At 72.1% G+C, this 25,342-nt stretch carries 18 protein-coding genes and 1 pseudogene; 11 read left to right on the top strand and 8 right to left on the bottom strand.

The window, feature by feature from the left end; genetic code table 11:
* Positions 1-12: 12 nt before the first annotated feature.
* Positions 13-2,406, bottom strand: coding sequence for a phosphoketolase family protein (locus ABT336_RS07410; protein ID WP_350895670.1), 2,394 nt, complete (start codon positions 2,404-2,406; stop codon positions 13-15).
* Between the two features lie 5 nt (positions 2,407-2,411).
* A complete protein-coding gene (locus ABT336_RS07405; protein ID WP_350895669.1) occupies positions 2,412-3,245 on the bottom strand; it encodes a universal stress protein in 834 nt (277 codons plus the stop codon).
* A gap of 116 nt (positions 3,246-3,361) precedes the next feature.
* Here ABT336_RS07405 and ABT336_RS07400 point away from each other — a divergent pair, with 116 nt between their 5' ends.
* The 4 genes from ABT336_RS07400 (at position 3,362) to ABT336_RS07385 (ending at position 7,876) form a co-directional block, all read left to right on the top strand.
* Positions 3,362-4,357 (top strand): diacylglycerol/lipid kinase family protein, encoded by a 996-nt coding sequence (locus ABT336_RS07400; protein WP_350895668.1) that lies wholly within the window; start codon positions 3,362-3,364, stop codon positions 4,355-4,357.
* The gene (locus tag ABT336_RS07395; RefSeq protein WP_350895667.1) at positions 4,350-5,351 is read left to right on the top strand and encodes a YihY/virulence factor BrkB family protein; all 1,002 of its coding nucleotides are present in this window, start codon (positions 4,350-4,352) and stop codon (positions 5,349-5,351) included. Before ABT336_RS07400 ends, ABT336_RS07395 begins: the two co-directional genes overlap by 8 nt.
* Before the next feature lie 79 nt (positions 5,352-5,430).
* Entirely contained in the window at positions 5,431-6,921 is a 1,491-nt protein-coding gene (locus tag ABT336_RS07390; RefSeq protein WP_350895666.1) for a phosphatase PAP2 family protein, read from the top strand.
* Between the two features lie 142 nt (positions 6,922-7,063).
* Entirely contained in the window at positions 7,064-7,876 is an 813-nt protein-coding gene (locus ABT336_RS07385; protein WP_350895665.1) for an endonuclease/exonuclease/phosphatase family protein, read from the top strand.
* Between the two features lie 517 nt (positions 7,877-8,393).
* On the opposite strand, the gene ABT336_RS07380 is transcribed toward ABT336_RS07385, so the two are convergent.
* Positions 8,394-9,356 (bottom strand): TIGR03557 family F420-dependent LLM class oxidoreductase, encoded by a 963-nt coding sequence (locus tag ABT336_RS07380; protein ID WP_350895664.1) that lies wholly within the window; start codon positions 9,354-9,356, stop codon positions 8,394-8,396.
* A gap of 540 nt (positions 9,357-9,896) precedes the next feature.
* Between ABT336_RS07380 and ABT336_RS07375 the strand changes: the two genes are divergently transcribed.
* Positions 9,897-11,258, top strand: a complete 1,362-nt coding sequence (locus ABT336_RS07375) for a cellulase family glycosylhydrolase (protein WP_350895663.1) — start codon at positions 9,897-9,899, stop codon at positions 11,256-11,258.
* Positions 11,259-11,333: 75 nt separating this feature from the next.
* On the opposite strand, the gene ABT336_RS07370 is transcribed toward ABT336_RS07375, so the two are convergent.
* The gene (locus ABT336_RS07370; RefSeq protein WP_350895662.1) at positions 11,334-13,472 is read right to left on the bottom strand and encodes an alpha-galactosidase; all 2,139 of its coding nucleotides are present in this window, start codon (positions 13,470-13,472) and stop codon (positions 11,334-11,336) included.
* A gap of 70 nt (positions 13,473-13,542) precedes the next feature.
* Here ABT336_RS07370 and ABT336_RS07365 point away from each other — a divergent pair, with 70 nt between their 5' ends.
* The 3 genes from ABT336_RS07365 (at position 13,543) to ABT336_RS07355 (ending at position 17,518) form a co-directional block, all read left to right on the top strand.
* Positions 13,543-15,543, top strand: a complete 2,001-nt coding sequence (locus ABT336_RS07365; RefSeq protein ID WP_350895661.1) for a beta-galactosidase — start codon at positions 13,543-13,545, stop codon at positions 15,541-15,543.
* Between the two features lie 149 nt (positions 15,544-15,692).
* Positions 15,693-16,214 (top strand): hypothetical protein, encoded by a 522-nt coding sequence (locus ABT336_RS07360; RefSeq protein WP_350895659.1) that lies wholly within the window; start codon positions 15,693-15,695, stop codon positions 16,212-16,214.
* Positions 16,215-16,357: 143 nt separating this feature from the next.
* Positions 16,358-17,518 (top strand): sporulation protein, encoded by a 1,161-nt coding sequence (locus ABT336_RS07355; RefSeq protein ID WP_350895658.1) that lies wholly within the window; start codon positions 16,358-16,360, stop codon positions 17,516-17,518.
* 142 nt (positions 17,519-17,660) lie between these two features.
* On the opposite strand, the gene ABT336_RS07350 is transcribed toward ABT336_RS07355, so the two are convergent.
* A complete protein-coding gene (locus ABT336_RS07350; protein WP_502891127.1) occupies positions 17,661-18,059 on the bottom strand; it encodes a hypothetical protein in 399 nt (132 codons plus the stop codon).
* A gap of 370 nt (positions 18,060-18,429) precedes the next feature.
* On the opposite strand from ABT336_RS07350, the gene ABT336_RS07345 reads away from it, so the two are divergent.
* Entirely contained in the window at positions 18,430-18,837 is a 408-nt protein-coding gene (locus tag ABT336_RS07345; RefSeq protein ID WP_350895657.1) for a hypothetical protein, read from the top strand.
* A gap of 99 nt (positions 18,838-18,936) precedes the next feature.
* Here the strand turns inward: ABT336_RS07345 and ABT336_RS07340 are convergent, their stop codons facing one another.
* Both ABT336_RS07340 and ABT336_RS07335 read right to left on the bottom strand, forming a co-directional pair.
* A complete protein-coding gene (locus ABT336_RS07340; protein WP_502891126.1) occupies positions 18,937-21,228 on the bottom strand; it encodes a HelD family protein in 2,292 nt (763 codons plus the stop codon).
* A gap of 297 nt (positions 21,229-21,525) precedes the next feature.
* On the bottom strand, positions 21,526-22,653 hold the full coding sequence (locus ABT336_RS07335) for a LolA family protein (protein ID WP_350895656.1): 1,128 nt from the start codon (positions 22,651-22,653) through the stop codon (positions 21,526-21,528).
* 92 nt (positions 22,654-22,745) lie between these two features.
* Between ABT336_RS07335 and ABT336_RS07330 the strand changes: the two genes are divergently transcribed.
* Entirely contained in the window at positions 22,746-23,408 is a 663-nt protein-coding gene (locus ABT336_RS07330; protein ID WP_350895655.1) for a response regulator transcription factor, read from the top strand.
* An 86-nt stretch (positions 23,409-23,494) separates the two neighbouring features.
* Complete coding sequence (locus tag ABT336_RS07325) at positions 23,495-24,889, top strand: sensor histidine kinase (protein WP_350895700.1); 1,395 nt, start codon at positions 23,495-23,497, stop codon at positions 24,887-24,889.
* Between the two features lie 76 nt (positions 24,890-24,965).
* On the opposite strand, the pseudogene ABT336_RS07320 reads toward ABT336_RS07325, so the two are convergent.
* A pseudogene (locus ABT336_RS07320) lies at positions 24,966-25,342 on the bottom strand (tetratricopeptide repeat protein); the annotation flags it as partial.

Raw genomic sequence — 25,342 nt, 5'->3', positions numbered from 1 at the left:
CTCCCGGTCTGCTCAGTTGTTCGTCGGGTCGGTCTCGCGGACCCAGCGCCACTCGGCGACCCGGGGGTCGTCCTCACCGTACCGGCGGGTGTGGTCGCGGCACGCCTGGCGGGCGTCGACCATCTCCTGACGCAGGTGGGCGGTGCGGACGGCCAGCCCGGGCACCCGGTCGAGGACGTCGATGACCAGGTGGAAGCGGTCCAGGTCGTTGAGCATCACCATGTCGAAGGGGGTGGTGGTGGTGCCTTCCTCCTTGTAGCCGCGTACGTGCAGGTTGCCGTGGTTGGTCCGGCGGTAGGTCAACCTGTGGATCAACCACGGGTAGCCGTGGTAGGCGAAGATCACCGGTCGGTCGGTGGTGAAGATGGTGTCGAACTCGTCGTCGGGCAGGCCGTGCGGGTGCTCCGAGGGGGGTTGCAGCCGCATCAGGTCGACCACGTTGACCACCCGTACCCGCAGGTCCGGCAGGTGCCTGTGGAGCAGGTCCACGGCGGCGAGGGTCTCCAGGGTCGGTACGTCCCCGGCGCAGGCGAGCACCACGTCGGGTTCGGTGCCGGTGTCGTTGCCGGCCCACTGCCAGATCCCCAGGCCGCGTCGGCAGTGTTGGATCGCCTCGTCCATCGTCAGCCAGTTCGGCGCCGGTTGCTTGCCGGCGACCACCACGTTGATGTAGTGCCTGCTGCGCAGGCAGTGGTCCATCGTGGAGAGCAGGGTGTTGGCGTCCGGGGGGAGGTAGACCCGGACCACCTCGGCCTTCTTGTTGACCACGTGGTCGATGAACCCGGGGTCCTGGTGGGAGAAGCCGTTGTGGTCCTGCCGCCACACGTGGCTGGAGAGCAGGTAGTTCAGTGAGGCCACCGGCTGTCGCCAGGGGATCGTCCGGGTCACCTTCAGCCACTTGGCGTGCTGGTTGACCATGGAGTCGACGATGTGGACGAACGCCTCGTAGCTGGTGAAGACGCCGTGTCGGCCGGTCAGCAGGTACCCCTCCAGCCAGCCCTGGCACAGGTGCTCGGAGAGGACCTCCATGACCCGGCCGTCGGGGGAGAGGTGGTCGTCGCCGGCCACGGTCGTACCGACGAACGCCCGGTCGGTCACCTCGAACGCCGCCCCGAGCCGGTTGGAGGCGACCTCGTCCGGGCCGAAGAGCCGGAACGTCAGGGGGTTGGCGGTGATCACGTCGCGGATCCAGGGGCCGAGCGCCCCGGTCGCCCCGGCCGCCGGCTGGCCGGGGGTGGGCACCTCCACGGCGTAGTCACGGAAGTCCGGCAGGGTGAGGTCGCGCAGCAGGCTGCCACCGTTGGCGGCCGGGTTTGCGCTCATCCGGCGGGCACCGGTCGGCGGCAGGGCGGCCAGTTCGGCGACGGGGGCGCCGGTGGCGTCGAACAGCTCCTGCGGGCGGTAGCTGCGCAGCCAGCGTTCCAACTCGGCGAGGTGTTCCGGGTCGTTGCGGACCCCGGCGACGGGGACCTGGTGGGCGCGGTAGGTCCCCTCGACCTGCACGCCGTCGACCTCCCGGGGTCCGGTCCAGCCCTTCGGCGTCCTGAGAATGATCATCGGCCAGCGGGGTCGTCCCCCGTCGCCGCCGGTGCGGGCCCGGCGTTGGACGGCGGCGATCTCGTCGACCACCCGGTCCAGGGTGGCGGCGAGGCTCTGGTGGACCGTCGTCGGATCGTCGCCCTCCACCAGGTACGGCTGGTAGCCGTAGCCGCGCATCAGCTGGTGCAGGTCGTCGGGGCCGATCCGGTCCAGCACCGACGGGTTGGCGATCTTGTACCCGTTGAGGTGCAGGATCGGCAGGACCGCCCCGTCCCGGGCCGGGTTGAGGAAGACGTTCGACAGCCAGCTGCCGGCAAGTGGGCCGGTCTCCGCCTCCCCGTCGCCGATCACGCAGGCCACCAGCAGGTCCGGGTTGTCGAACGCCGCCCCGTAGGCGTGGCTGAGGGCGTACCCGAGTTCGCCGCCCTCGTGGATGGAGCCCGGCACCTCCGGTGCGACGTGGCTCGGGATGCCCCCGGGGAAGGAGAACTGGCGGAACAACCTGGCCATGCCCGCCCCGTCGCGGCTCACCGAGTGGTACAGCTCGCTGTAGGTCCCCTCCAGCCAGGTGTTGGCCACCAGCGCCGGCCCGCCGTGCCCCGGGCCGGTGACGAAGACGGCGTCCAGGTCACGTCGCACGATGACCCGGTTGAGGTGGGCGTAGAGCAGGTTCAACCCGGGGCTGGTGCCCCAGTGTCCGAGCAGGCGGGGCTTGACGTGTTCGGGGCGCAGAGGTTCGCGCAGCAGCGGGTTGTCGAGCAGGTAGATCTGCCCGACGGTCAGGTAGTTCGCCGCCCGCCAGTACGCGTCCAACCGGTACAGCTCGTCGGAGGTCAGCGGGGAGGGCGGGTCCAGCGCGGCGTCCATGCCGGTCAGCCCCTTCCGGGTGCGGAGTCGGTCAACCCCCGGACCACGAGCACCGGGGCCGGTGAGTGGTAGATCAGCGTCTGCGCGACCGGGCCGAGCATTCCCCGCCGGGGCTCGTCACCCCGCGCGGCGACCACCGTCAGCTGCGCCGAGCGGGACTGTTCGACGAGGACCGTCTCGGCGTCGCCGTGGACGGTGTGGCACTCGACGCCGACGGTCGGGTACCGCTGTCGGTACCCGGCGACGATCTCGGCCAGCCCTTCCCCGGTGTCGGCGGGCCGGTCCGGTTCGACCACCCGGACGGCCAGCATCCGGGCGGACCTGTTGGCTGCGCAGTCGAAGGCGAAACCGAGCGCGGCCCGGGAACTCGGCGAGCCGTCCACCCCCACCAGCAGCGGCCCCTGCGGGGGCGGGTCACGGCGGACCACCAGGACCGGGCAGTCGGCGCGGGCGGCCACCTGCACCGCCGGGGTGTCCGCCGGTACGCACCGGCCGCAGTCGGTCATGCCGCCGTCGCCGACGGCCACCAGGAACGCCGACGCCGACCGGCGGATCAGCGCCACCACCGCGTCGCCTTCGACGATCTCCTCGGCGACTGGCAGCGCCGAGCTGACCTGGTGGGCGACGACGAGAGCGCGGTCGATGAGCTGTTCGGCCTCGGCGCGGGGACCGATGGTGGTGGGCTGGGGCGTCGAGGCGGCCCAGTTGAAGGCGTGCAGCAGGGCCAACGCCCGGCCGTGCGTGACGGCCTCCTGGGCGGCCAGCCGGACCACCGGAAGGTCCTCCCCGGTCGTACCGATCCCGGCCACGACCGCCGCCGACCCGTCGGGTGCGGACATCCGGCATCACCTCCCGGGGCGCCGCTGCCTCTCAGGTGAGCCTACCCCCGCAGACCCCCGCCGTCGGCGGTTCCGGTCGGAGTGCCGAACCCGCCCGGGTGCTGCACACTGACGCGGTGACAGGTGGACAGGACGCCGGAACAGGGCCGGGACCCCGGTCGGCAGTGGTGGTCAACCCGGCCAAGGTGACCGACCTCGACGACCTTCGGCAGACGGTCGACGCGGCCCTCACCGGTGCCGGCTGGCCGGCCCCCCGGTGGTACGAGACGACCCCCGAGGACCCGGGGCGGGGACAGACCGAGGAAGCGGTCGCGGCGGGCGCCGAGGTGGTCTTCGCCTGCGGCGGCGACGGTACGGTGATGTCCTGCGTCAGCGCGCTGGTCGGCACCGACGTGGCGCTGGCCGTCCTGCCCCAGGGCACCGGCAACCTGCTCGCCGCCAACCTCGGCCTCTCCGTCGACCTGCCCGCCGCGTTGGAGGTCGCCGTGGAGCGCGGCCGGCGTCGGCTGGACGTCGGAGCGGTGGAGGACCGCTACTTCACTGTGATGGCCGGGATGGGCTTCGACGCCAAGATGCTGGCCGACACCTCCGAGACGACGAAGGCGCGCATCGGGTGGCCGGCGTACGTGGTGGGGGCGCTGCGCAACCTGCGCGACAGGCCGATGCGGGTCACCGTCACCATCGACGACCGGCCCCCGCTGCGCCGTCGGGCCCGGTCGGTGCTGATCGCCAACGTGGGTCGACTCCAGGGCGGGGTACGTCTGCTCCCCGACGCGAAGCCCGACGACGGCTGCCTCGACGTCGCCGTGCTCACCCCCCACAGTCTGCGCCACTGGGTCGCCCTGGGCTGGGCTGTCGTACGACGCCGGGAACGGGTTCCCCGGATGGAGGTGTACCGGGGGCGCCGGATCGAGATCACCAGCAACCGGGCCGAGCCCCGGGAACTCGACGGTGACCTGATCGAGCCGGGGCGGTCCCTGCGTGCCGAGGTCCGGCCCGAGGCGCTGTGGCTGTGCGTACCCCAGCCGCAGGAGGCGCCGGACCTGAGCACCGACGCGGAGGCCGCGAGCGAGCGGGGGGAGGAGCTGATCGAGGAGACCCGCGGTGAGTAGCACCCGCCTGGTGCCGGAGACCCGGCTGATGCCCGACGAGGAACTCTCCGCCGACGACGCCTGGCACACCCTGCGTCGGCACGGCGGGTGGGCGTTGCTGCGCGACGCCTTCGTCCGGTTTCGCTACGGCGACGGGTTCAGCCACTCCCGGGCCTTCGCTCTCCAGCTCTGCCTGGCCGTGGTCCCGTTCCTCATCGCCCTCACCGGTCTGATCAGTGAACTCGGCGTCGAGGAGGGCGGGGAGGTCGTCGCGGACACGGTGCTGGCGCTGACCCCCGGCGCGAGCGAGGCGATGGTCAAGGAACTGCTCGGCGAGGGGGAGCGCACCGAACGCGCCGGCGAGCTGGCGCTCACCCTGGGCCTGATCACCGGGCTGCTCGCGTTGACGAGCACGATGGCGCAGATCGAGCGGGGCGCCAACCGGATCTACGGGGTGGAGCGTGACCGCCCCGCACTCTGGAAGTACCTGCGCGCCGCGGCGTTGGCCGCCGCCGCCGGTCTGCCGGCCCTCGTCGGGTTCCTGATCCTGGTCGGTGGCGGGCCGATGGGTGACTCGGTGCAGCGGCACTACCGGTGGGGCAGCGGCCTCGACGCCGGTTGGGACGTGATCCGGTGGCCGCTGAGCCTCGGACTGACGGTGATCGCGGTCGCGGTCCTGTTCCGGTACGCGCCCCGCCGCCGCCAGCCCGGACTGTCCTGGTTGTTCTTCGGGGCCGGGACCGCCACCGTCCTGTGGTGGCTGGCCAGCCTCCTGCTCGCCGCGTACGTGGCGTTCAGCGACGGGTTCGGACAGACCTACGGGGCACTGGCCGGGATGATGGCGCTGCTGCTGTGGGCCAACCTCACCGGGATGGCGCTCTTCGGCGGGCTGGCCTTCGCCGCCCAGTTGGAGGCGCTGCGCATCGGGGTACGGGAACCGGCCCGACCCGACCTGTGGCGGCCGGAGATCCGGCGGGCCAACCTCGACGACACCGGTGAGATGACAGCCCTGTGACCCCGCCGCGCCGTCCTGGTGTATCGAAGGCGGGCATCGGGTAATGCGCGGCACGCCAGGACGTGCGAGGGAGGCTGCCGTGACCGGGGTCAAAGAGCTGCTGCGGCGGCCACTGGGACATTTCACCGAACGAAGTCTCCTCGGACTCCTGGTGATCCTCGGGGCGGGCGTCGGGTTCGGACTCCTGCTGGTCCTGGTCCGGGTCGAGTGGCAGCCCCTGTACGACGTCGACCACGGTGTCGCGGCCCGGCTCAACGAGCTGGTGGCACCGATCGGTCCACTCGTGACGGTCCTGACGGCGATCACCGACCTCGGTGGCCGCCCGGTGATCATCTGGCTGGTCAGCGTGGCGGTGGTGGGCCTGCTGATCCGTCGGCAGGGACGCCTGGCGGTCTACGTGATCGTCACCGGCCTCGGCGCGCTGATCCTCGATCCGTCGCTGAAGACCCTCGTCGACAGGTTCCGCCCCGAGGTGGAGGTGCCGATCGGTGACTTCGCCGGGCAGAGCTTCCCCAGCGGGCACGCCCTGGGCTCGATGGTGGCCTACGGTGCGATCCTGCTGGTCTTCCTCCCGGCGATGGCCCCCCGCTGGCGTAAGCCGGCGATCGCCCTGACCGGGTTGGTGGTCTTCCTCATCGGCTTCACCCGGGTCGCTCTCGGCGTCCACTTCCTCTCCGACGTGCTCGGGGCCTGGCTGCTCGGCGCGGCCTGGCTGGGCGTGACCGCGTACGCGTTCCGGCTGTGGCGTCTGGAACGGGGGCGGCCCGTGGCGCACCTGACCGAAGGGCTGGAGCCGGAGGCGGCCCGCGACGTGGCCCTGGCCCCGGAGGAGGAGAAGCTGCTCCCGCACACCCGCGCCGGGATCGCCGAACTGGTCGTCGGCTGGGTGCTGATCTTCGGGCTGCTCTACGGCTTCGGCATGTACGTCAGCTACTACGCCGGGGGCACCTTCTTCGAGACCCTCGACACCGACGTCCCCGCCTGGTTCGACGCCCAGCGCACCGCCTTCGGCGACGACGTCAGCCACTGGTGGAGCAAGATCGGTGACACCCACGCCATCCTGCTGATCTCCATGGTGTTCTGCCCCCTGGTGCTGGCGGTGTGGCGGCGGTGGCGACCGGTGCTGTTCGTCGCGCTGACCATGTTCGGCGAGCTGACCCTCTTCCTCGCCACGGCCGCCGCCGTGGACCGGCCCCGGCCGCCGATCGAGAACCTGGACGGCCCGATTCCGACCTCGTCGTTCCCGTCCGGCCACATCGCCGCCACCCTGTGTCTCTGGGTGGCCATCGCGGTCGTCGTCTTCCCGCGTACCGACAGGTGGTGGCGGTGGGTCTTCGTGGCCCTGGCGGTGGTCATGCCGGTCGGGGTGGCCATCTCCCGGATGTACCGGGGCATGCACCACCCGACCGACTTCATGGGCGCGATGCTGCTCACCGCCGCCTGGATCGGCCTGCTCTACTGGGTGGTCCGCCCCAACGCCGACGTCGACGAGGGCAACCAGCCGGCCATCGAGTCCGAGGACGTGGACACCCTCGACGACGAGTTGGCCAAGGCCGCCCACCCGCACTGAGCCGACGACCACCTGGTGGACGGGATGTCGACGGTGATGACCTGGATGATCGGTGCCGGGTCGGTGGCTGCCGGGTGGTCGCGATGTTGACGGTGATGACCTGGACGATCGGTGCCGGGTCGGTGGCTGCCGGGTGGTCGCGATGTTGACGGTGATGACCTGGAACATCCGGACCGGTGGGCGGGACGCCGACGGCGGGACCGGGCGACTGGACGCGGTCGCCCGGGTGGTCGAAGCCCACCGCCCCGACCTGCTGGCCCTCCAGGAACTGCGCGGGTTCGACCGGGACGACCACGCCCGGCGGTTCGCCTCGGCGATCGGGATGCGGCTGTACCCGGCCCGCAGCCTCTTCGGGCAACCGGTTGCCGTGGCGGTCCGCCCACCGCTACGGGTCCTCACCGTCGCCCCGCTGCGTCGGCCGTTCCACCACGCCGCCCAGCGGGTCACTGTGGCCACCTCCGCCGGCCCGCTGACCGTCCTGGCCGCCCACCTGGACCCGTACTCGGGAACCCGTCGGCTGGTGGAGGCGGGATGGCTGGCCGCCGCCGTCCGCCGCGCCCCGGGGGAGTTGGCGCTACTCGCCGCCGACCTCAACACCCTCGCCCCGGACACCGACCACACCGCCCGGGTGGCGGGGCTGCCGACCGCGTACCAGCGTCGTCACCTGCGCCGCGACGGACGGACGGTGGAGACCCGGGCGACCGCCCGCCTCGCCGCCGCCGGCCTGGTCGACCTGTACGCGGCCCGGAACCCGGGCGACCCCGGGCAGACGGTCCCGACGACGGCCGGCGGGGGACCGGAGTTCGCCGGGGGCATGCGCCTGGACTACCTGCACGCCACCGCGTCCCTGGCTCGCCTGGCCACCACCGTCACCGTCCTGCGCGGCGGCGACACCGAGTGGGCCTCCGACCACTACCCCCTACACACCACCCTCACCCTCCCCCTCCACCCCTAACCCCCACCCCGGCCGAACCCCACCCCGCCCCCGGCCCCGGTCCTGCCCCCGGCCCCGGTGCGTTGATCAAGGGATTTGCGTCAGGTTCCAGGCCGGATCTGACGCAAATCCCTTGATCAACCCTTCGGACCCCGGACCCCGGACCCCGGAGGAGGGGCCCTGACCCCGACCCCCGACCCCGGACCCCGGGGGAGGGGTGGGGGTGGGTGGGGGTTTGGGGTGGTTAGAGGAGGGTGTTGACGAGGATGGTGAGGAGGATCGAGGCGAGGATGGAGAAGAGGATCATGCCGAGGCAGCCGAGGCCGCCGCCGAGGAACCGGATCTCCGTGTTGCCGACGCGCATGGTGGTCTCCCGGGAAGTGGCGAGAGGGCGGACAGTGGCGAGGGGCGGACAGTGGCGAGGTGGCGGGAAGCGAGAGGGCGGACAGCGGCGAAGGGCGGACAGCGGCGAAGAGACGGAAGGTCGAGGGGGCGGAAAGGTTGAGGGCAGGGGTGTGGCCTGCGGACCGGGGTCGGGTCAGAGTCGCCGGAGGCGGGGCAGGAGTTCCTCGCGCGCCCAGTCGAGGAACATCGGCTGACTGTCCCCGCCGACCTGCACGATCGCCACGTGGGTGAAGCCGGCCTCGACGAACTTGGCGAACGCCTCGACGTGCCTGTCGACGTCCGGGCCGCAGGAGACGCCCTCGGCCACGTCCTCCTCGCGGACGAACTGGGTCGCCGCGGCGAACGCCTCCGGGTTGGGCAGGTCGGCGTTGACCTTCCAGCCGTTGCCGAACCAGCGGAACTGGTCGTGCACGGTCTTGCGGCACTCCGCCTCGTCCGGCCCGTAGCAGATGGCCACCTGACCGAAGCGGGGCTGGCCCATGCCGCCCGCCTCGTCGTACATCTCGATGATGCGGCGGTCGGGTTCGGTGGCGATGATGCCGTTGCCGTACTCGGCGGCGAGGGTCGCCGAGGACCGCCCGGAGGCCGCGATCGCCAGCGGTACGGGGCGCTGCGGCCGGTCCCAGACGTAGGCGTCGGGTACGTCGAAGTGGTTTCCGGAGAAGGTCAACGTCTCGCCGTTGAGCAGCGGACGGATGATCTGGAGCGCCTCTTCGAACATCTCGTGCCGCTGCTGCACGTGCGGCCAGCCGCCGACCACGTGCTCGTTGAGGTTCTCCCCGGCGCCCAGCCCGAGGGTGAACCGACCGTCCGACAGCACCCCGATCGTGCTCGCCTTCTGGGCCACCACGGCCGGGTGGTAGCGCCGGATCGGGCAGGTCACGAAGGACATCAGCTCGGCCCGGGAGGTGGCGTGGGCGACGGCGCCCAACACCGACCAGGCGTACGGTGAGTGCCCCTGCGAGTCGAGCCACGGGTAGTAGTGGTCGGACATGACCAGCTGGTCGAAGCCGGCCGCCTCCGCCCGTACCGCGTGGTCGACCAGCTGCTTCGGGCCGGCCTGCTCGCACATGAGGGTGTAGCCGACGGTCACCATCTCGGGCGCTCCTCACTCGACTCGCTCGCCGACGACCCGTCTCGTGGGCGACGCAACGTCCTCGGATACCCCCGGCTTCGCCGGTCAACCCACCCGGCCGGGACCCACCGCCCACCGCCCACCGCCGTCCGCCCACCGCCGTCCGCCCACCGCCCACCGCCCACCGCCGTCCGCCCGCCGCCCGCCCGCCGCCGTCCGCCGCCGTCCGGCGTCCGCCGCCGTTTCGCGCTTGCTGTCGGGGGGCGCGCAGTGTCGCTTGACGTGATGGGTGTCGATGGATAAGGTTCCGGCTTAACCGGTTCAGCCGGGTTGGCGGACATCCTTGTGGTGGGGATGGCGCGCCTGTGGCGGCTCGTCACCCTGGGTCGTCACAGGCCACACCGCGTCGCAGGACCCGAGCGTGTGAACCGGTTGCCCGGCCGCCGGCAGCTGATGCCGCGTCCGCCGGAGCCGGACGGTGGCTGTCGGGCTGCAGCCGCCGGCCCCTGTCACGACCGCACCCCCACCTGGGCACCGGGGGACCCGTCCCTGAGGAGTGCCATGAAGAAACGTCTGATCACCGCCGGGATCGCGCTGTTCGCGCTCCTGGCCGGAATCCTCCTCGTCGGTCAGCCGGCCCGAGCCGCCGCCGGTTTCACAGTCTCCGACGGCAAGCTGTACGACGCCAACGGCAACGAGTTCGTCATGCGGGGCGTCAACCACGCCCACACCTGGTACCAGCAGCAGACCAGTTCGTTCGCCAACATCAAGGCCCTCGGTGCCAACACCGTCCGGGTGGTGCTCGCCAGCGGTCAGCGCTGGACGAAGAACGAGGCCGCCGACGTGGCCAACGTGGTGTCGCTGTGCAAGGCCAACCGCCTGATCTGCGTCCTGGAGGTGCACGACACCACCGGGTACGGCGAACAGGCCGGCGCGGCCACCCTGGGCCAGGCGGTCGACTACTGGATCAGCGTCCAGAGCGCCCTGACCGGCCAGGAGAAGTACGTCATCGTCAACATCGGCAACGAGCCGTACGGCAACCAGAACTACGGCACCTGGGCCACCGACACCGCCAACGCGATCAAGCGGCTGCGGACCGCCGGGTTCGCCCACACGATCATGGTCGACGGCCCGAACTGGGGTCAGGACTGGTCGTTCACCATGCGTGACAACGCGGCGTCGGTCTTCGCCGCCGACCCGCAGCGCAACACCGTCTTCTCGATCCACATGTACGGCGTCTTCGACACCGCCGCCGAGATCAGCGACTACCTGGGCCGGTTCCGGACGGCGAAGCTGCCCATCGTGGTGGGCGAGTTCGGGCACAACCACTCCGACGGCGACCCGGACGAGGACGCCATCCTGTCGTACACCCAGGCCAACCGGATCGGCTGGCTGGGCTGGTCGTGGAGTGGCAACGGCGGCGGCGTGGAGTACCTCGACCTGGCGGTGAACTTCAACCCGGCCGACCTCAGCAGTTGGGGTCAGCGCCTGTTCAACGGCACCAACGGCATCAAGCAGACCGCCCGCGAGGCGTCGGTCTACACCGGCACCCCGCCGACCACGCCCCCGACCGCCCCGCCGACCACGCCCCCGACCGCCCCGCCGACCAGCCCGCCGGTCGGCATCGGGTGCACCGCCACGTACTCGGTGACCGGTCAGTGGCAGGGCGGCTTCCAGGGTGACGTCAAGATCACCGCCGGGGTGTCGCCGATCAACTCCTGGGTGGTCCGCTGGACGTACGCCAACGGCCAGACCGTCAGTCAGGCCTGGAACGCCACGGTGACCAGCAGCGGCTCCACCGTGACGGCTGGCAACGTGTCCTACAACGGTCGACTCGCCGCCGGTGCCAGCACCAGCTTCGGTTTCATCGGCACCTGGAACGGCTCCAACCCCGCCCCCACCCTCTCCTGCAACGCCACCTGACCCTGACCCCCGGGTGACGATCACGGGGTCGGCGGTGCGACCCGCCGACCCCGTGACCACCGGGACGGGTCCGGGTCAGGTGGCCGGGGTGAGCTCCAGGACGAGGGTCTGTTCGGGGTGCAGGGCCGGAGGTCGCAGGCCCAGGGTGGCCAGGGCCGCCCCGGTGAGGACCACCCCGTCGTCGGCGAGCCATCCCGGAGCGTCCCGTTGCAGGACCGCCGGGCCGGGCACCCCCTCGGCCGGCCGGACCAGGTATCGGCGGTGCGGATCCAACCCGGGCAGGCGTACCGGGACGGGGACCCGGGTCGCCGAGGTGGCCAGCTGGGCGACCGCGTACACCGCCGCCGACCTGTCGGCCGCGACGACGCCGTACACCCAGACCGCCGGGTCCGGATGATCCACCCGGACCGTCCGACCGGAGTGCAGCAACGGCCGGAGCCGCTTGTGCAGGGCGACCCAGGCCGCCAGCTCCGCCCGGTCGGCGGGCCCGACCGAGGTGAGGTCCCACTCGATCCCGCTGTGGCCGAAGAGCGCCGTCGCCGCCCGGAAACCCAGGTCGTGCCGACGGCCCGTGGTCTTCGACCGCTCCGGACCGACGTGCGTGCCGATCAGCTCCGGCGGGAGCAACAACCCCGTCCACCGCTGGACGGGCAGCCGCTCCAGGGCGTCGTTGGTGTCGCTGGCCCAGACCCGGTCGGTGCGGCGCAGGATCTCCAGGTCCACCCGGGCCCCACCGGAGGCGCAGCTCTCGATCTCCACAGCCGGGTGTCGACGTCGCAGCTCGTCCAGGAGCCGGTACACCGCCAGGGTCTGTGCCCGTACCGCCGGGCGACCCTGGTGACCGGCCTCGGTCAGGTCCCGGTTGTGGTCCCACTTCAGGTACGCGATCTTCGGATACTCGGCCAGCAGCCCGTCGAGTCGGTCGAGCACGAACCCGTACGCGGCCGGTTCGACCAGGTCGAGGACCTGCTGGTGACGCCAGGACGGGGGAAGCCGCCCCGGGACCCGGAGCACCCACTCGGGGTGGCTGCGGAACAGGTCGGAGTCCTCGCTGACCATCTCCGGTTCGACCCAGAGCCCGAACTCCATCCCCAACCCGGTGACGTGGTCGACCAACGGGTGCAGCCCGTCGGGCCAGACGGTGTCGTCGACGTACCAGTCGCCGAGCCCGGCCCGGTCGTGTCGGCGGCCGGTGAACCAGCCGTCGTCGAGGACGAACCGCTCCACCCCCACCTCGGCGGCGACGTCGGCGAGCGCTGTCAGCCGGGTCAGGTCGTGGTCGAAGTAGACGGCCTCCCAGACGTTCAGGGTCACCGGTCGGGGCGTACCCGGGTGCTGCGGGCGAGACCGCAGGTGGGTGTGCAGGACCGCGCTGATCCCGTCCAGCCCCTCGGTGGAGTGCACCGCGTACAGCAGGGGGGTGGCGTACTCCTCGCCCGGGGCGAGCCGTACCTCCCCGGGGGCCGGCAGCTCACCGCCGCCGAGGGTGGACTCCCCGGTCGGCTGCCGTTGGGCGAAGGTGACGTGGTCGCCGCTCCACGCGGTGTGCACCGCCCACACCTCGCCCCGGCCGAAGGTGAACCCGGGCTCCCCGGCGACCAGCAGCAGGGTCGCATCGTGCCCGGTCCGCCCGTGCCGGCCCTCCCTGACCCAGGTCCCCATCTGCCACGGGTGCCGCTGCGGGCTTCGTTCCCGACACCACCGGCCGGTCAGGTCGAGCAGTTCGGTGGCGACCGGCGGGACCGGCAGCACCGGGACCAGCTCCCGCACCTCGTACGCGGTGGTGCCGTCGTTGCGGACCCGGTGGCGGACGGTCAGCAACCCGGTCGGGTCCAGGTCCAGTTCGACGGTGAGGGTCAACGCGGCGTCCGGGTCGACGGCCCGGACCCGTACCCGGGCGGTCTGCTCCGGGGCGTCTGCGACGTCCACGTCGACCAGCCGGAACGCGGTGGACCAGGCGGTGCCGTCGCGGTGACCGGCGAGACCGGGCCGGCCGCCCCACCCGGCGCTCGCCTCCGGCAGTAGGGAGAGCACCGTGGGGGCGTCGAAGCCACTCGGTACGACGGGCGGGCGGACCGCCTCGACGAGTGCGGCGAGGTCGGCCCCGGTGACCGGACCCAGGTCCGCTCCCCAGTGCACGATCCGGGGCAGACCCTCGCCGCGACAGTCGAGCACCAGCCGGGTATCGCCCCGACTCAGGTGAACAATGGTCATCGGGTCACTGTCCGCCACGCGGTGCGCCGACGATTGACGGGGGTCGGTCCGGGTGCCAGGCTCAGCCCACATGGGGATCTGGCACGCCGACGGACTTCGGTTCGGTGCGGACTACAACCCGGAACAGTGGCCGGAGTCGACCTGGGCCGAGGACGTGCAGCTGATGCGCCAGGCCGGGGTCAACCTGGTCTCCGTCGGGATCTTCTCCTGGGCGATGCTGGAACCCACCCCCGACCGGTACGAGTTCGAATGGCTGGACCGGGTCCTGGCGCTGCTGCACGACGGGGGGATCGCCGTCGACCTGGCCACCGCGACCGCCAGTCCACCGCCCTGGCTGGCCCACCGGCACCCGGAGACGCTGCCCCGACGCGCCGACGGGACCCTGCTGTGGCCCGGCGCCCGGCAGGCGTACTGTCCCAGCTCGCCGGTGTTCCGGCAGCGGTCCCTGGCGCTCGTCGAAGCGCTCGCCACCCGGTACACCGACCATCCGGCGGTGGTGATGTGGCACGTCTCCAACGAGTTGGGCTGCCACAACACCCACTGCTACTGCGACGTCAGCGCCGAGGCGTTCCGGGGCTGGCTGCGGGAACGCTACGTCGACCTGGACCGGCTCAACGCGGCCTGGGGCACCGCCTTCTGGAGCCAGCGGTACCACGACTGGGCGGAGATCAACCCGCCCCGTACCGCCCCGACCTTCGTCAACCCCACCCAGCAACTCGACTTCCTCCGGTTCTCCTCCGACGAGCACCGCGCGCAGCTGCGCGCCGAACGGGAGGTCCTGCACCGGCTGACGCGCCACCCGGTGACCACGAACCTCATGCTCGGTGACGGCGGACGGTACCTGGACTACCACAGCTGGGCCGACGACATGGACCTGGTCTCCAACGACCACTACCTGACCGCCGCCGACCCGCAGGCGCACGTCGGCCTGGCGCTCGCCGCCGACCAGACCCGTGGTGTCGCCGGGGGTGCGCCGTGGCTACTGATGGAGCACTCCACGAGTGCGGTGAACTGGCAGCCCCGCAACCTGGCGAAGACCCCCGGGCAGCTGCGCCGCAACAGCCTCGCCCACGTGGCCCGGGGCGCCGACGGGGTGCTGTTCTTCCAGTGGCGGGCTTCCCGCGCCGGGGCGGAGAAGTTCCACTCCGCGATGGTCCCGCACGCGGGCACCCAGACGAAGGTCTTCCGCGAGGTCTGCCGGCTCGGTGCCGACCTGCGGGCACTCGGGGAGGTACGCGGCAGCCGGGTCGACGCCGACGTGGCGATCCTGGTCGACGCGCAGGCCCGGTGGGGTGCCGAACTGGACGCCCACCCGACTGTGGACCTCGACTACGCCGAGCGGATGCGCTCCTGGTACGACGCATTCTGGCGGTGCGGCACCACTGTCGACGTGGTCCACCCCTCGGCCGACCTCACCGGGTACCGGCTCGTCGTGGTGCCCACCCTCTACCTGGTCCGTGACGCCGACGTCGACGCCCTGGACCGCTACGTCCGCCAGGGCGGGACCGCGCTCGTCACCTTTTTCAGCGGCATCGTCGACGAGCACGACCACATCCGTCTCGGCGGGTACCCGGGTGCGTTCCGGGACCTCCTCGGGGTCCGCACCGAGGAGTTCTTCCCTCTGGGCGAGGGGGAGCGGGTCAACCTCGACGACGGCTGCACCGCCGACGTCTGGGCGGAGCTGCTGCACCCCCTCGGCGCCGAGGTGATGTCCGGGTACGCCGACGGGCCGCTGGCGGGCGTACCCGCTGTCACCCGACACCCGTACGGTTCCGGCGTCGCCTGGTACGTCGGCACCCGCCTCGACCGGGCGGGCACGGCCCGACTGGTGGCCCGCCTGGTCACCGAGTCCGGGGTGCAGCCGCCCGTACCGAGCCCGTCCGAGGTGGAGGTGGTCCGCCGCCGCACCGACGGGCAGAGCTGGCTGTTCGTGATCAACCACACGGAGCAGGACGTCACTGTGGAGGCCACCGGCACGGACCTGCTCACCGGGCGTACCCACGACCCGGAGGTGACGGTCCCGGCCGGGGAGATCGCGGTGATCCGCGAATCCTCCCCGCCGGAGGAGTGAAACACCGTCACCGGATGACGATGGTCACCGATGCGCCGTTGAACCCGTCGCGCCGATGTTCGTAATCTCTGTGAGTCGCGCGACCGCTGCGGCCCGACCGAACGGAGATCCGAATGAATCCGTCCCCCACGAGATCGGGGAGCCAGGAGATGTCCGGACCCAGCCACAACTACGGCAACTACCAGCAGCAGGGTCTCGACGGCCAGGCCGGGGACCAGTCCATGTCGGAACTACCCACCTACCGACAGGCGCAGTACGACCTGGACCCGGTGCAGGCACAACGGGCGGAGAGGATCCTCCAGGCTCGACGTGCTTTCGCTCGGCCGGCTCCCGACTCCCGGCGAACCGAGGATACGGCACCCCCCTACAAGGATCCCGACGTCTACGCCGCGCAGTCGGACTCCTTTGCCACCACTCCACTGACCAGCAGGGATCCGGCCAGTAGGCGTGAGCTCGGCAGTTTCCTCGGCCTGCCGACGTCGGACAGCCCCCCGTCGAGCCCCAGCCTGGAGCAGAACCCGTACGCCTCCATCGCCGCCATGCGGGTACCGACCCAGGCCGACACCCGCACGGCCTCCGGCCGGTCCGGCCCCGGCGGCGCAACTGCCACCCCTGCTCATCTGCAACGGCAGAACACCGACCAGCAGCGGACGGCGGGCCGCCATCAGTGACCCGGCCGGTGTGACGCGAGGGAAACACTTCTTCCTGACACGCCGTGGTCGCTCACAGACACTTCACAGGGGGTCCCCCTAGGGTCTGTGAGCCATGGCCGGGGTCCACGGTGGACCACGGCGTGCCTCGTACGGGAGTTTCGATGGTCTTCAAGAAGATGCTCAGCGCGTTCGGTGTGGGCGGTCCGAGTGTCGACACGGTCCTGGCCAACCCGAACACCCGTCCCGGGATGCCGCTCGACGGGCAGGTCAACCTCGTCGGCGGGGACGCCGCCACCAACATCGAGCACATCACCCTCGGGCTTGTCACCCGGGTCGAGATGGAGAGCGGCGACAGCGAGTACGCCGGGACGATGGAGTTCCACCGGATGACCGTCAGCGGGCCCCTCCAGCTCGCCCCGAAGCAGCAGATGTCCATCCCGTTCCAGCTGGTGATGCCCTGGGAGACCCCCATCACCGACGTGTACGGCCAGCGCCTGCACGGGATGACGATGGGTCTGCGTACCGAGCTCGCCATCGCCCGCGCCGTCGACAAGGGTGACCTGGACCCGGTGGCGGTGCACCCGCTGCCGGTGCACGAGAGGATCCTGGAGGCGTTCCTGGCGCTCGGGTTCCGGTTCAAGAACGCCGACCTGGAGCGGGGGCACATCCGGGGCGTCAACCAGACCCTGCCCTTCTACCAGGAGATCGAGTACTTCGCGGCCCCGCAGTACGCGCAGAACATCACCGAGGTCGAACTGACCTTCGTCACCAACCCGCACGGCGTCGACATCGTCCTGGAATGCGACAAGCGGGGCGGGTTCCTGCGCCCCGGGCACGACGTCTTCGGCAGGTACTCGGTGCCGCACAGCGACGCCGAGCGCGGCGACTGGGTCCAGGTGGTGGACGGCTGGCTCCAGGAGACCACCGCCGCCTTCGGCAACCTCCGCGCCCAGTACGGCGCCCCGGCCGGCTACGGTGCCCCCGGCTACCCGGCCCAGGCCGGATACGGTGCCCCGGGCTACCCGCCGCAGGCCGGGTACGGTGCGCCCGGCTACCCCCCGCAGCAGCCCGGTTACGGTGCCCCGGCCGGTTACGGTGCCCCCGGATACCCCGCGAAGGCCGGGTACGGTGCCCCGGGCTACCCGCAGCACCAGCAGGGCCGTGGCGGCGGCGTCGGAATGGGCGGCGTGGTGGCCGGAGCGGCGATCGGCGCTGTCGGCGGCATGGTCGTCGGCGGAATGGTCGCCGACGCCTTCGACGGTGACGACGAGGACGGCGGCGACGACTTCGCCGGTGGCGACGACTTCGGCGGCGAGGAGTAACCCGCCGCCGACGTGGCCGGGGCATGTGGGGTGTGCCGGTCACGCGACGGCGGTGTGGCGGGTCGTCGACGTGGACCTCGGCGCCCCGCGTACGACGATGGCCTCCGGGGTGGTCACCCCGGAGGCCATCGGTGCTCGCAGGTCAGTGCTTGCCCTTGCGCTCCCGACCGCTGCGGAAGTTGCTCCCGGCCTTGGCCAGGCCACGGCTACCCAGGTAGCCGATGGTCAGCAGCGTGACGAAGAACCAGGCCTGCGGGGCGCGGAAGATGTCCACCCCCTGCGCGTTCTGACCGACCAGCTGCGAGGCGGCCAGCACACCTACCACGGCAGCGATGTAGACCCAGAACTCCGTGGTCGCGAAGGCCGGCTTGGTCTCCGTACCAGGGGAGATCATCGGCTGTCGGTGGCCGTCGTTCATGGCCGCCATCTGCCGGGTCTCCGCGTTCTGCATGGCCCGGTTCTGCGCCGGGTCCATCGAACGGGTCGGCATGTCCTGCATGGACCGGTTGGCCGGCCTGGTGGATGCAGCCTGCGTGCTCATCTTGTCCTCCTCGGATGCGATGAGTGCGTCCTCCGCCCCGCTACCGTGTCTCTGCCACGGCACGGTCGACGTGCTCGGCGGCGGCACGTCGGGTCTACCCGAGGCCAGGGGGAAGGTAACCGCCCCCACCCCCGACAATCTCTGCGACCCTCGGGAGGGAAGGGCCCCTTCGACGCCACCGGTGGAGACGGCCTTCCTACTCACCCAGCCGTGGGCAGCGCCCGCGCTGCCAGGCATTCGCCGTACACCTTGTGGGCAGCGCCCGCGCTGCCAGGCATTCGCCGCGCACCTCCGTGGGTAGGTGTCGAGGTTTGGCGGGGGTGGGGGCGGGCAGGCAGGGAGTTGCCGACACTTCTGCGAGGTGATCGTGGTGCGTGAGGACGACACGATGCGGGAATCCGCCCGCAAGGCCGAGGACCGGATTCTCGGGGACCAGTACGGCGCGGGGGCGCTCGACGAGGTCACCGTCCCCCAGACCGACGTGGAACGGGTGATCCAGGACGTCGACCCCGGTGACCCCGCCGACGTACCGATCGACCCGGAGGTGCTGCGGGACGGTGGACCCACCCGAGGTCAGGGTGCGGTGACCACCACCGGGGGAACCGCCGGACCGGCGAGTGTCCGGCGGGTCGCCCGGCAACCGGAGCAGCACCCCGGGCGGGTGGCACCGACCACCACCGGGGACGCCACCACGGGGGGCATGAGTACGCCGGCCGGCGGTCCGACGAGCGACCAGTCCTCGTCGGCCAGCCAGATCGGCGGGTTCACCGACGACTGAGCTCCGTCCACCCCCCACCACCGGTCCGGCGGTGGGGGTGGACGGGGTGTGAGAGGGGTGCCCCGTTATGCCGTACGCGTTAACAGGGGGCCCCTCCTTTCACCGAGGGCGGAGGATGCCCAGGTGTTGGGTGGCGCGGGTGAGGGCGACGTACAGGTCGCTGCGGCCCCGGGGGGACTCGGCGACGATGCCGGCCGGGTCGACCACCAGGACCCTGTCGAACTCCAGCCCCTTGGCCTGCGCCACGGTCAGCAGGACCACCCGGCTCTCCAGCTCGGGGTGTTCCCCGACCGCCACCTCGGGCACCTCGCCGACCAGGGCGGCCTCCAGGTCGGCGACCCGTCCGGCCGGGACGATCACCCCGAGTCGGCCTTCGGCGAGGTCGACGGCCTCCTTGGCGGTCGCTGCCACCGCCTCCCGGACGAGCGAGTCGGGGGACACCGTACGGTCCCACGGCGGCACGCCGCTGCTGCGTACCGAGCGGGGTGGGGTCAACGCCGGGTCGATCTCGGCGAGTACGTCGGCGGCGACCGCCATGATCTCCGCCGGCGTACGGTAGCTGACAGTCAACTCCTCAAGCCGCCAGCGCTGGGCCACGTACGGCTCCAGCGCGTCACCCCAGGACGGGGTGCCGGAGAGGGCACCGGTCTGTGCCACGTCCCCGACGATCGTCATCGACCGGCTCGGGCAGCGCCGCATCAGCAGCCGCCAGGCCATCGGCGACAACTCCTGTGCCTCGTCGACGATGACGTGTCCGAACGCCCACGTCCGGTCGGCGGCGGCCCGTTGGGCGGTGGTGAGCCGCTCGGACTCCTCCTGGCGGTCCAGGAGCCGGTCGGCGTCGATGAGGTCCGTGACGCCCAGGATCTCGCCGCCGTCGGCCTCGTCCTCCACGTCGATGGAGCGGGAACCCCTCCAGATCTCCAGGACGCCCTCGGCGTACTCCCGTTGCAGGACGCGGATGCGGTCCCGGCGGGCGGCGGCGGCCCGGTCGTCCTCACCCAGCAGGTGGGCCGCCTCGTCGAGCAGCGGGACGTCGGCCGGGGTCCACCCGCCCGGTTCCCGGTGGAGGAGGTCCCGTTCGGCGTCGGTGAGCTGAGGTGCGGCGGTGGCGATCCGGTCGGGGTCGGCGAACAGGTCGGCGAGCAGGCGCTGCGGGGTGAGCACCGGCCAGAGTTCGTCGAGCGCGGCCCGTACCCCGGGTTCCTCGGCGAGTTCGCGGCGGATCTCGGCGATGTCGGCCTCGGCGAGGAGGTTGTCCCCGCCGAGGGGGTCGGCGCCGATCCGCTCGGCGACCTGCGCGGCGAGGGCGTGGACGATCTCGACGTCGAACAGCGGTCGGGCCAGGTTGTGCGGTCGACCGGAGCGTCGGACCCGGTCCCGGGCGGCGCGGCAGGTCTGCGGGTCGAGGTGCAGCGCCTCCCGCTCCACCTCGATCTCCAACGGCTCGTCGGGCACCCACTGCCGGTCCCGGACCGCGGCGGCCAGGACCTCGACCATCACCGGGCGGCCCTTGACCGCTGCGGCCTCGGCGGACTCGGTGCGCCGGGCGCTGACCCCGGGAAAGAGATCCGCCTGGGTACGCAGGAGCACCCCGGTCTCGGCGAGGGCGGGAAGGACCTGGGAGATGTAGCGCAGGAACGTCGCGTTGGGGCCGACCAGCAGGACACCCCGGCTGGAGAGTTCCCGGCGGTGGGTGTAGAGCAGGTACGCGGCCCGGTGCAGGGCCACCGCTGTCTTGCCGGTGCCGGGCCCGCCCTGGACCACGAGGACGCCGGGCAGGTCGGCGCGGATGACCTGGTCCTGTTCGGCCTGGATGGTCTCCACGATGTCGCGCATCCGCCCGGTGCGTCCGGCGTTGAGGGCGGCCAGGAGGGAGGCCTCGCCGGTCAGTTCCTCGTGGCCGTTGGGGGTGGCGGTGGCGAGGTCGAGGACCTCGTCGTCGAGGCCGACGACGGTACGCCGTCGGGTCCGCAGGTGGCGTCGACGCCGTACGCCCTGGGGGTTGGCGGCGGTGGCGAGGTAGAAGGGCCGGGCGGCCGGGGCCCGCCAGTCCATCAGCAGGGGGTCGTAGTCGTCGCTGGGGTCGAAGATGCCGATCCGGCCGATGTAGTGCCGGCCGTCGTCGTCGGTGTCGAGTCGACCGAAGGCGAGACCGTTCTCGACTGCGGCGTACTGGTCGACCTGTTCGGTGTACATCTGTACCGAGCTGTCGCGTTGGGAGCGGTCCTGGAGTGTGCCGCCGGTGCTCCGCAGCGCCTCGGTGAGTCGGGTGGCGGCCTGTTCCCGGAGGGCGTCCAACCGGCCGTAGAGCATCGAGACGTACTCCTGCTCGCTGTCGATCTCGTCGACGGAGGGCAGCTCACCGGGGGCGTCGGAGTGTCTTGACAAGCTGTCTCCTCGGAAGTTAGGATCCTTGCAGGAATGGCCGCGCGCCATTCCTTTTTGCGTTTCTGAACGGGTCAATCTACCGTGCCGTGCCGCCTCCGGCCAAGCCCACACCGTGCCCGAGCAGTCTCGCACCCCACCCTCCACCCACAGACGAAGCCGCCCCGGCCTCGACGACGCGGCCCCGCCTGGCTCTGTGCCCCGCCTGGCCCGTCGCCCGACCGATACCGACCCCGACGACGACGCCGGGGTCGGGTCGGCGTGGTGCCGACCCGACCCCGGGTGTGTCGTACGCGCTGGTCAGCCCTTGGCGACCTGGTAGAGCCGCTCCGGCGTGACCGCTCCGGCCAGCAGCCGGCCGTCGTCGGTGAGCAGGACGTTCACCAGCTTGGTGCTGAACAACCGGCCCTTGCCCCAGTCTCCGCTGACCTCGGGCAACCCGCCGATCAGGGCCGGCGCGTCCACCACCCCACCGGGCCCGGCGTCACCGGCCTCCGGCTTCGGGACCTCGTCGGTGTCGAGCTCGGCGACCACCACGGTGGTCCACCCCTCACCGACGCTCGTCACGTCCCCCGCGCCCGGGTGCCCCGGCTCGTCGGCGGACGGGCGTCCCGGCCCGGAACCGTCCCGGTCGGGCTTGTCCCCGGTCGACTGCTCGGTGACTGTGGTGCCCGGCGGCGGGTTGAACCGGAACTGGTCGGCGTCCGGGCGGCGGTAGTCGATCTGGGTGAAGGCGACCTCGAAGGCCGGCCGGTCGGCGGCGTCGGCGAACACCTCGAACCGCAGCGGGACGTACTCCTCGGCGTCGACGGCGACCCGGATCTGGTCGATCAGGGACGCCTCGTCCCGCGGCTTGAGGACCAGTTCGTACGCGTCCCGCCCGGCGACCGTCGCGGAGCGGCCGACGCTGACCTCCGTACTCGGGTCGATGGCGGCCAGGGCCGCGTCGGCGGCCTCCTTCGGGGTGGCCGGCAGGCTCGGCGGGACCTGCTCCTCGCCCGAATCCGACAGGGTCCGGTGGGTCGCCGACTTGGTCCGGCTGTCGTAGGTCCACAGGTCCCGGCCGTCACGGACGATGTTGCGCTCACCGAGGGTGTCGACCAGGGCGACCCGCTGGCGGTCCGGCCCCGAGTGCCAGACCCGCAGGGTGTGCGTGCCGGTGGCCAGGGCGAGCAGGTCGTTGCCGCCGGCGGCCAGCCCGGCCAGCGGGGGCAGGCCCAGGTCGGCGCGCTGCACCACGGTGCCGGAGAGCCCCTCCAGCCGTGCGGTCTGGATGTCGACAAGAAGTTGGGCGGCGCTTCGGGGCGGCAGGCTCGGTTCGGCCTGGGCGGCGAACGTGCCGATCGCGGCACCTCCGCCGATGACTGTGACGGCGGCGGCTGCGGGAACCAGCCAACGCAGGACGGGACGACTTCTCAGGACGGACATCTGGCACCTCCGTCCCCCATGGTGCCGGGTGCCCCCTGTGAGCAGGCTGAGGACGTACGGCCGGGAGCCCGAACGGGTGGCACCCTTGACCCGTGCGGTTGCTGGTGGTGGAGGACGAGGCGCGGCTGGCGGCCGCCCTGCAACGCGGCCTGCAGGCCGAGGGGTTCGCCGTCGACGTGGCCGGGACCGGGCCCGCCGGTCTCGACGCGGCCCGTGGCGGCGGCTACGACGCGATGATCCTCGACGTGATGCTGCCCGGCCTGTCCGGGTACGAGGTGGTCCGACGGCTCCGGGCCGAGCAGCAGTGGCTGCCGGTGCTGATGCTCTCGGCCAAGGACGGCGAGTACGACCAGGCCGACGGGTTGGACTGCGGAGCCGACGACTACCTCACCAAACCCTTCTCGTACGTGGTCCTGCTGGCCCGGCTGCGGGCGCTCCTGCGGCGCGGGGCACCCGAGCGGCCCGCCGTGTTGACAGTCGGCGACCTCAGTCTCGACCCGGCCCGCCGACAGGTCACCCGGGCCGACGTCGAGGTCGCCCTGACCGCCCGCGAGTACGCCCTCCTGGAGTACCTGATCCGCCGCCCCGGCGAGGTGGTCTCGAAGATCGAACTGCTGGACCACGTCTGGGACGACAGCCTGGAGACCGCCCCGAACGCGGTGGAGGTCTACGTCGGCTACCTGCGCCGCAAGATCGGCCGGGACCGTCTGGAGACCGTCCGTGGGGCCGGCTACCGCCTCACCCCCCGCGTATGACGGAGGGAAGGACCCCTTCTCGTCGCTTCCGAGACAGGAAGGGGCCTCTGCTCACGCCGAGGCGGTGGGGGTTGCGGTCCCGGCTGATGGTGCTCGGGGTGTTCGGGCTGACCCTGGGCCTGGGAGCGGGCGGGGTGCTGCTGCTCGGCGTACTCGACTACACGTTGCAGCGCATCGTCGACACGGAGGCGCTGCGCACCGCCGACACCGTCGCCCGACTGGCCGCCGCCGACGCGTTGCCCGACCCCCTCCCGGTGGCCGGTGGACCCTCCTGGGTCCAGGTCGTCGACGCCCAGGGGCGGGTCGTCGCCGCCTCCATCGACGCCGACCGGCTCGTCCCGATGCTCCCCGTCGACCGCATCGACCAGGGGGTGCCGCAGCGTACCGAGGTGTCGGGGCAGCGGCTCGGGCTCGACGGACGGGTACGGGTGGTGGCGGTGCCGGTGGGCACGACGGCCGAACCGTTGACCGTCCTGGTCGGCAAGTCGACGACGGACGTGGACCAGAGCGTACGGGTGGTGCGCAACCTCCTCGTGGTGGCGTTTCCCCTGTTCGTGGCGCTGCTCGCGGTGGTCGCCTGGCGGGTGGTCGGTGCCGCCCTGCGCCCGGTGGAGGCGCTGCGCAGCGGAGCGGCCGAGATCACCGGCAGCGCCCGGACGGGACGGTTGCCCGTACCGGCGTCACACGACGAGATCCACCGGTTGGCGGTGACACTCAACGACATGCTCGACCGGTTGGCCAGCGCCCGGGACCGGCAGCGCGCCTTCGTCGCCGACGCCGCACACGAGCTACGCAGCCCGTTGACGAACATGCGGACCGAGCTGGAGGTGGCCCAGCGGCTCGGCGACCGCACCGACTGGTCGACGGTGTCGGAGAACCTCCTCACCGACACCGAGCGGCTCAGCCGTCTCGTCGACGACCTGCTCCTGCTGGCCCGCCTCGACGCCACCGAGTCCCCACCCCGGAGCAGACCGGTCGAGCTGAACGCCCTGCTCACCGCCGTCGCCGCCCGATACCCCTCGCCACCGGTACGGGGCGAGGCCGCCACAGGTGAGCCGGCCTGGACCGAGGGGGACCCCGACGAACTGCACCGGGTCCTGACGAACCTGGTCGACAACGCGGTGCGGCACGCCCGTACCGCAGTGTCGTTGGCGGTGCAGCCGCACGTCGACGGGGTGCGGGAGGCCGCGTACCACCGGGTGACGGTGACCGACGACGGTCCCGGCGTGCCGCCCGCCGACCGGGAGCGGGTCTTCGGTCGGTTCACCCGGCTGGACGACGCGCGGGCGCGCGACGCCGGGGGTGCCGGGTTGGGGCTGGCCATCGTCCGTGACCTGGTCCGCCGTACCGGTGGGCGGGTCGAACTCGCCGACCTCCCGGACGCCCCCGGCCTCCGGGTCACCGTCCACCTTCCGGCCCGGGCCACCCCACCGCCACCGCCGCCGCCGTCTCCGCCGTGCCGCCCGGAACCCGGCTGCTGACCCGGCCGCCGCGCGCCCCCTGCCCGACGGCGGCTGTCCGGCGCGCTGACCGGAAGGGTCGGATGCGGGCGGAGGGTCAGCGGCGGTCGGTGCAGACCTGCCGGGAGCGGCCCACCGAGTCGGTGGACCAGACGACGGCGACCGTGAAGCAGAAGTCGACGCCCCGGTCCAGACCGTGGACGGTGTAGGTGTCGCTGCCCGCCGGGAGTTCGGTGAAGGCGCGCGGCTCCTCACCGGTACGGCTGCCGGAGACCACCACCGGCCCCTCCGCCCCGACCGGATAACGCCAGCTCAACACCACCGTGTCCCGGGTGTCACGCAGCTTCAACCCGGCCGGGGGAGTTCCCGGGGAGGCCGGGGGGTCGGCGGGCTCGCCCGGCCCCGGACCGTCGTCGGTGGTCCCGGACGACGTCGGGGTGCCGACCGGTGGGGCCGGTGGGTCGTTGCGCGAGC

Source organism: Micromonospora sp. NPDC000207 (genome assembly GCF_040300925.1).
Taxonomy (GTDB): Bacteria; Actinomycetota; Actinomycetes; order Mycobacteriales; family Micromonosporaceae; genus Micromonospora.
The sequence above is the reverse complement of the archived record's forward strand: the minus strand, read 5'-3'. Positions and strand labels throughout refer to the sequence as shown.

Bases quoted from the DNA above. Each gene is read 5' to 3' on its own strand.
- ABT336_RS07410 (WP_350895670.1), bottom strand. From the start codon at position 2,406: ATGGACGCCGCGCTGGACCCGCCCTCCCCGCTGACCTCCGACGAGCTG.
- ABT336_RS07405 (WP_350895669.1), bottom strand. From the start codon at position 3,245: ATGTCCGCACCCGACGGGTCGGCGGCGGTCGTGGCCGGGATCGGTACG.
- ABT336_RS07385 (WP_350895665.1), top strand. From the start codon at position 7,064: ATGTTGACGGTGATGACCTGGAACATCCGGACCGGTGGGCGGGACGCC.
- ABT336_RS07380 (WP_350895664.1), bottom strand. From the start codon at position 9,356: ATGGTGACCGTCGGCTACACCCTCATGTGCGAGCAGGCCGGCCCGAAG.
- ABT336_RS07375 (WP_350895663.1), top strand. From the start codon at position 9,897: ATGAAGAAACGTCTGATCACCGCCGGGATCGCGCTGTTCGCGCTCCTG.
- ABT336_RS07370 (WP_350895662.1), bottom strand. From the start codon at position 13,472: ATGACCATTGTTCACCTGAGTCGGGGCGATACCCGGCTGGTGCTCGAC.
- ABT336_RS07365 (WP_350895661.1), top strand. From the start codon at position 13,543: ATGGGGATCTGGCACGCCGACGGACTTCGGTTCGGTGCGGACTACAAC.
- ABT336_RS07360 (WP_350895659.1), top strand. From the start codon at position 15,693: ATGTCCGGACCCAGCCACAACTACGGCAACTACCAGCAGCAGGGTCTC.
- ABT336_RS07355 (WP_350895658.1), top strand. From the start codon at position 16,358: ATGGTCTTCAAGAAGATGCTCAGCGCGTTCGGTGTGGGCGGTCCGAGT.
- ABT336_RS07350 (WP_502891127.1), bottom strand. From the start codon at position 18,059: ATGAGCACGCAGGCTGCATCCACCAGGCCGGCCAACCGGTCCATGCAG.
- ABT336_RS07335 (WP_350895656.1), bottom strand. From the start codon at position 22,653: ATGTCCGTCCTGAGAAGTCGTCCCGTCCTGCGTTGGCTGGTTCCCGCA.
- ABT336_RS07325 (WP_350895700.1), top strand. From the start codon at position 23,495: ATGGTGCTCGGGGTGTTCGGGCTGACCCTGGGCCTGGGAGCGGGCGGG.